Origin of the sequence: Sphingomonas sp. CCH9-F2, assembly GCF_001556735.1 — a bacterium.
Taxonomy (GTDB): Bacteria; Pseudomonadota; Alphaproteobacteria; order Sphingomonadales; family Sphingomonadaceae; genus Sphingomonas; species Sphingomonas ginsenosidimutans.
Genome location: NZ_LSJO01000632.1, coordinates 1 through 6,244 on the forward strand (window position 1 = coordinate 1; position 6,244 = coordinate 6,244).

Annotated in this window: 7 protein-coding genes; 1 reads left to right on the forward strand and 6 read right to left on the reverse strand. The window is 69.5% G+C overall.

The genetic code is table 11. The features are described from left to right. Window positions 1-249: 249 nt before the first annotated feature. The 6 genes from AX685_RS17830 to cobA all read right to left on the reverse strand — a co-directional run bounded on the left by AX685_RS17830 (window position 250) and on the right by cobA (window position 5,085). Window positions 250-996: an SDR family oxidoreductase gene (locus tag AX685_RS17830; protein WP_231792291.1), complete on the reverse strand. Its 747-nt coding sequence runs from the start codon at window positions 994-996 to the stop codon at window positions 250-252. Window positions 997-1,173: 177 nt separating this feature from the next. Then, window positions 1,174-1,932, reverse strand: coding sequence for a phosphoadenylyl-sulfate reductase (locus AX685_RS17835; RefSeq protein ID WP_066491069.1), 759 nt, complete (start codon window positions 1,930-1,932; stop codon window positions 1,174-1,176). Then, a complete protein-coding gene (locus AX685_RS17840; RefSeq protein ID WP_066491070.1) occupies window positions 1,925-2,362 on the reverse strand; it encodes a DUF934 domain-containing protein in 438 nt (145 codons plus the stop codon). The genes AX685_RS17835 and AX685_RS17840 overlap by 8 nt, the downstream gene beginning before the upstream one ends. Further along, window positions 2,355-3,989, reverse strand: a complete 1,635-nt coding sequence (locus tag AX685_RS17845; RefSeq protein ID WP_066491073.1) for a nitrite/sulfite reductase — start codon at window positions 3,987-3,989, stop codon at window positions 2,355-2,357. The genes AX685_RS17840 and AX685_RS17845 overlap by 8 nt, the downstream gene beginning before the upstream one ends. Then, entirely contained in the window at window positions 3,989-4,285 is a 297-nt protein-coding gene (locus AX685_RS17850; RefSeq protein WP_066491077.1) for a DUF2849 domain-containing protein, read from the reverse strand. The genes AX685_RS17845 and AX685_RS17850 overlap by 1 nt, the downstream gene beginning before the upstream one ends. Next, the gene (gene cobA, locus AX685_RS17855; RefSeq protein WP_066491078.1) at window positions 4,282-5,085 is read right to left on the reverse strand and encodes a uroporphyrinogen-III C-methyltransferase; all 804 of its coding nucleotides are present in this window, start codon (window positions 5,083-5,085) and stop codon (window positions 4,282-4,284) included. Before cobA ends, AX685_RS17850 begins: the two co-directional genes overlap by 4 nt. A gap of 113 nt (window positions 5,086-5,198) precedes the next feature. Here cobA and AX685_RS17860 point away from each other — a divergent pair. After that, on the forward strand, window positions 5,199-6,244 hold a 1,046-nt coding region (locus tag AX685_RS17860; protein WP_066491080.1), incomplete at its 3' end, for an FAD-dependent monooxygenase.

The following is a 6,244-nucleotide window of genomic DNA, read 5'->3' on the forward strand; positions in this document are numbered from 1 at the left end:
CGCCATCCACTCAACCCCGTAACGATGTGAAAAAACAGCCGCCATTGTCCGCGCGCGCGAGTCCGACGTCAAGATGGCGCGGGCGGGGGGAGGGATCGCGAGCGCGAGGCGGGGACACCGCTTCAGGTGGCCGTGACCTGCGACTTCCGCGTGGGGACGTTGGGCGCCATTCGCGTAAACGAGGGTAAAACGGCCCGCGCGGCGGCTTCCGGGCCTTCGCACCTGGAGGCCGCCGATCACGGGAACCGGCTAGAGCTTCACGGCAGCGTTGCCGCCATCTGCCCAGAGCGCCGATCCCGTGACGAAACTCGACATATCACTGGCGAGGAACAGCGCTGCCTGCGCGATCTCTTCGGGGCGGGCGATCCGCTTCATCGCGTGGAGACCGGCAGCCCATTCGCGCTGGGCGGCGTCGCCGGCCATGTCGGTCGCGGTGCCGCCAGGTAGGAGAGCGTTGGCGCGGATGCCGGCCGCGGCGTAATCGGCCGTGATGCCGCGGACCAGGCCCATGAGGCCCGCCTTGGCTGCGCCATACGGCCCCATGCCCGGCAACCCCACGCTATTGCCGACGAAGCTGCTCGTAAAGACCAGCGTGCCGCCCCCTTGCTCGATCATGGCAGGAACTTGCGCGCGGGTACCCAGGAAGGCCGCGGTCAAATTCGACGCCAGCACCTCCGCCCATTGGCGAGGCTCGATCTCCGCGAGCGGCCCCATGGTGCCGACCGAGCCGGCATTGTTGAACGCGACGTCCACGCCACCAAATGTCGCGCGTGCGGCGGCAACCGCCTTATCATGCGTACCCGCTTCGGTGACGTCTCCAACGACGGCGAGCGCGCGACCGCCTTGCGCCTCGATTTCATCGACCGCCGATGCCAGCGCCGCATCGCGCCGGGCGACGAGCACCACAGACGCGCCGTGCGCGGCAAACAGTTTGGCGGCCGCTTTCCCGATCCCGGAACTGGCACCCGTGATGATCGCGACCTTGCCGTCCAGCATTCTCATTTGATGGCTCCCTTGATGGAGCCGATCAGCTAGCGAGCCTTTCCGCTGCACGCGTCTCGTTTCTTGTCATCAAATTGACGAAGCGGCTCTGCGCGGGACGAGCTTTCCCGAAGCGGTCGACGGGTCACCGAATATCGGGAAAGCCGGGACGTCGCGGCGGCGTCGGGCGGATCAGAACGCGGGTTCTTCGCCCGGCTTTTCCGGCACGTGGATGCCGCATTCCACCTTGTCCCAGCCGCGCCAGCGGCCGGCGCGCGGATCTTCGCCGGGGCGGACCTTCGACGTGCAGGGGGCGCAGCCGATCGAGAGATAGCCCTGCGCCTCCAGCGGATGGCGGGGCAGGTCGTGGGCGTCGAAATAGGCGTCGAGCCGCGCCTTGTCCCAATCGGCGAGCGGGTTGATCTTCAACCGGCCCTCATCCGCCTCGAACCGCGGCAGCGCGCGGCGCGAGCTGGCCTGGAAGCCCTTGCGCCCGGAAATCCAGGCGTCGAAGGGCATCAGCGCGCGCCGCAGCGGCTCGACCTTGCGCAGGTCGCAACAACCGTCGGGGTCGTAGGACCAGCGCAGCCCCTTGTCGTCCTTCAGCCGCAGCAGCCGCGGGTCGGGGCGGAACACGCGCAGGTCGGTGAAGCCTAGCCGCTCGGCCAGTTCGTCGCGATAGGCGAGGGTCTCGCCGAACATCTTCTGCGTGTTGGTGAAGATGACCGGCACGTCGCGGTCGACCGCGGCGATCATGTGCAGCAGCACCGCTGATTCGGCCCCGAACGAGGAGACCGCGGCGACGCGCCCCTTCAACTCGCCCGCCAGCAGCGCGGCGAGCAAATCCTGCGTCGCGACCCCGGCGAAGCGCGCCTCCATCGCGGCGGCATCCTCGGCGGTGAAGACCGGGCGCACGTCGATCGTGTCGAGCTGGCGCGCGGGTTCAGCCATGACGCAGCTTCCACACCGGGACCGCGCCGTCCGCGGCCTTCTGATACGGTTGCGGATAGCGGGCGAGCGAGCGTTGCAGCACCGCGGCGTCGATCGGCGCGGCGGGCGCGAAGCTGTCGAAGCCGCAGCGGCGCATCAGCGGGATCTGATCGACCAGCACATCGCCCTCGGCGCGCAACTCGCCGCGATACCCCGCCTCGCGCAGGATGCGCGCGGTGGAATAGCCGCGACCGTCGCGGAAGCTGGGGAACGACACCTCGATCAGCGCCAGTCGGTCGAGATGCGGGATCAGCGCGCGCGCCTCATCCCCCGGCTCGACGCGCACCGCGGTGGCGTTCGACTGGTCCGCCAGGAACGAATCGAGCGTGACCGCCGGCTCCTCATGCGGGGTGTCGTCGCGAAAGCGCAGGAATGCGGCTTCCTCAGCCATAGATCGCCTCCTTGAACGGCGTCATCCCGACGCGGCGATAGGTGTCGACGAACCGTTCGCCGGGGTCGCGCACTTCCAGATATTTGTCGGTGACGCGCTCGATCGCGTCGACCACGCCGTCCTCGTCGAACCCCGGGCCGGTGATCTTGCCCAGCGACACGTCCTCGGCGCCCGAACCGCCCAGCAGCAGCTGGAAATTCTCGGTCCCCTTCCGGTCGACGCCCAGGATGCCGATGTGCCCGGCGTGATGGTGGCCGCAGGCGTTGATGCAGCCGGAGATCTTGAGCTTCAGCTCGCCCAGGTCGCGCTGGCGTGCCGGATCGGCGAACCGCTCGCCGATCTTCTGCGCCAGCGGGATCGAGCGCGCGTTGGCGAGGCTGCAGTAATCGAGCCCGGGGCAGGCGATGATGTCGCTGATGAGGTCGAGGTTCGCCTCCGCCAGCCCGGCGTCGACCAGCGCGGTCCACACCGCTTTCAGATCGGCGATGCGGACGTGCGGCAGGACGATGTTCTGCGCATGGGTGACGCGCAGTTCGTCGAAGCCGTAGCGCTGCGCCAGGTCCGCCATGACGTCGATCTGGTCGGCGCTGGCATCGCCGGGGATGCCGCCGACGGGCTTGAGCGAGATGTTGACGATCGCATAACCCGGCTGGCGGTGTGCGCGCACGTTCTGGTCCAGCCAGACCGCGAAATCGGGGTCGGTGCGATCGGCGACGTCACCGGCGGCGGCCGCGTCGAAGGCGGGGGGCGCGAACATCGCGGTGATCCGCGCCAGCTCCGCCGCGGGCGGATCGATGCCCAGCGCCTTGACCTGCGCGAACTCCTCCTCGACCTGTCGGCGATAGTCGTCGGGGCCGATTTCGTGGAGCAGGATCTTGATCCGCGCCTTGTAGATATTGTCGCGCCGGCCGTAGCGATTGTAGACGCGCAGGCACGCCTCCAGATAGCTCATCAGGTCGTCGGCGGTGACGAAGTCCCTGATTTCATGCGCGATCATCGGGGTGCGGCCCATGCCGCCGCCGACGAAGATCGCCGCGCCCAGCACGCCGTCGCGCTCATGCAGCCGGATGCCGATATCGTGGAGCCGCATCGCCGCGCGGTCTTCCTCCGCGGCGATCACCGCGATCTTGAACTTGCGCGGCAGGTAGGTGAATTCGGGGTGGAAGGTGCTCCACTGCCGGATCAGCTCGGCCCAGGGGCGCGGGTCGGTCACCTCGTCCGCGGCGGCGCCGGCATATTGGTCCGAACTGATGTTGCGGATGCAATTGCCGCTGGTCTGGATCGCGTGCATCTCCACCGTCGCCAGCTCGGCGAGGATGTCGGGCGCCTGATCCAGCCGGATCCAGTTGTACTGGATGTTCTGGCGCGTCGTGAAATGGCCGTAGCCGCGATCATAGGTGCGCGCGACATGCGCCAGCATCCGCATCTGGCGGCTGTCGAGCGTGCCATAGGGGACGGCGACGCGCAGCATATAGGCGTGCAGCTGGAGATACAGGCCGTTCATCAGCCGCAGCGGCTTGAACTGGTCCTCGGTGATCTCGCCCGCCAGCCGGCGGCGCACCTGGTCGCGGAATTCGTCGACGCGCGCGTCGACGATCGCCTGGTCGTATTTGTCGTACCTGTACATCAGATCACCCAGCTTCCCGCCGCCGGATCGGCGGGCTTCAACGTCAGGTCGGGGCGCACGGTCGGGCCGAGCGCGCGGATACGGTCCTTGATATGCGCGGGGCGCGGACCGTCGGCGGTCGCGGTCGCCTCGATCACATAGGGGACGTTGACTCGCCGCGCAGCTTCCTCCTCACGCGCGATCGCCTCGGCGCGATCGCCCGCGTCCACCGCCTGTTCGACATGGCGGGACCAATCGCCGCCGGTCCACCACACCACGTCGCCGGTCGCCAGATCGTTGCCGGTAATCAGTCTCACGCCGCATTCCCCACTGCCATGCCATCCGCCACGCGCGCATAGCCCGCCAGACGGTCCTGCGCATCCGACAGTTCCACCACTTCGCCCACCACGATGATCGCGGGGCTGGCCACCTTCTCGCGCGCGACCATCGCGCCCAGATCGGCCAGCAGCGTGCGCAGCGCGCGGTGACCGGGCAGCGTGCCCTTTTCCAACACCGCGACCGGCATGTCGGGGGCGACGCCATCGGCCATCAGCTTGTCGGCGATCGCCTCCGCGGTGGCGACACCCATGTAGATCACCAAGGTGCGCCCCTGGCCGGCCAGCCCGGACCAATCCTGTTCCGCCAGCCCCTTGCACTGGCCCGCGACGAAGCTGACCGCGCTGCTGTGATCGCGGTGGGTCAGCGGCAGCATTGCCTCCGCCGCGCAGCCCAGCGCCGCCGACACGCCCGGAATCACCTCCACGGCGAGGCCGGCGGCGCGCACCGCTTCCACTTCCTCGCCGCCGCGGCCGAAGATGAACGGGTCGCCGCCCTTCAGCCGCACGACCACGCTGCCGGCGATGACATGCGCGACAATCAGCGCATTGATCGCCTCCTGCGGCAAGGTATGGCGCGCGCGGCGCTTGGCGACCGAGATGCGCTGTGCCGCCGGGGGGGCGAGATCGAGCACGCGCGGGTCGATCAGCCCGTCGTGGACGACGACATCGGCCTGGCGCAGCGCCTCGACCGCGCGCACCGTCAGCAGCCCCGGATCGCCCGGACCGGCGCCGACCAGGATGACGCGCCCGCGCGCCTCGGGATCGAGAAGACTTGCCATGCTCGCCAGATGGGCCGCCGCCGGTCCGCGCGCAAATCATCGCTGCTTGGCAAGCACGTAGGACAGGTTTGCACTCCATTGGCAGGCACGCGCCGGTGGCGTAGGGCAGGGGCATGGACCAAGCGACGGATAAAGCGGCGGATCACGCCGACGTGCTCATCCTCGGCGGCGGGCTGGTGGGCGCGTGCCTTGCCGTCGCGCTCGACCGGCATGGCCTGTCCTCGATCGTGGTCGATCCGGCGGACCCGGCGGTGACGCTGTCGGCCGGGTTCGACGGCCGCGCCTCCGCCGTCGCCAGCGCCAGCCACAAGATGCTCGACGCGATCGGCGTGGGCCAGGCGCTGGCGGGCAAGGGCTGCGCGATCCGGCAGATCCGCGTCAGCGACGGGCTGGCGCCCGGCAAGCTCGATTTCATCCCCGCGCCCGACGATGCCGCGCTGGGCACGATGTACGAAAACCGCCTGCTGCGCCGCGCGCTGTACGATGCGGCGGTGGCCGCGCCGCACGTCGACCTGAGGATGCAGACCCGCGCGACCGAGGTGGAGCGCGACGCCGACGGGGTGCGCGCGACGCTGTCGTCGGGCGCGCGCGTCACCGCCGACCTGCTGGTCGCCGCGGAGGGGCGCCAGTCGCCCACCCGCGAGGCGGCGGGGATCACCGTCGCGCGCTGGCAATACGATCACACCGCGATCATCGGCGCGTTCCACCACGAACGCAGCCATGAGGATATCGCCTATGAGATCTTCTATCCCGAAGGACCGTTCGCGCTGCTGCCGCTGCCCGACGACGATATCGGCCACCGCTGCGCGATCGTGTGGACGGTGCCCGGGGACCAGGCGCCGGGGCTGCTGAAGCTGGGCGACCGCGGCTTCCTGGCGGAGGCGGAAAAGCGGATGGGCGGGTTCCTGGGCGCGCTGTCGCATGCCAGCCCGCGCGCCAGCTATCCGCTGGGCTTCCACCATGCCGCGCGGATCACCGACACGCGGCTGGCGCTGGTCGGCGATGCCGCGCACGGCATCCACCCGATCGCGGGGCAGGGGGTGAACCTGGGCTATCGCGACGTCGCGACCCTGGTCGAGGTGCTGGTCGAGGGCCGGCGGCTGGGGCTGGAGGCGGGCGATGCGCAGCTGCTGGCGCGCTACCAGAACTGGCGCAGCCT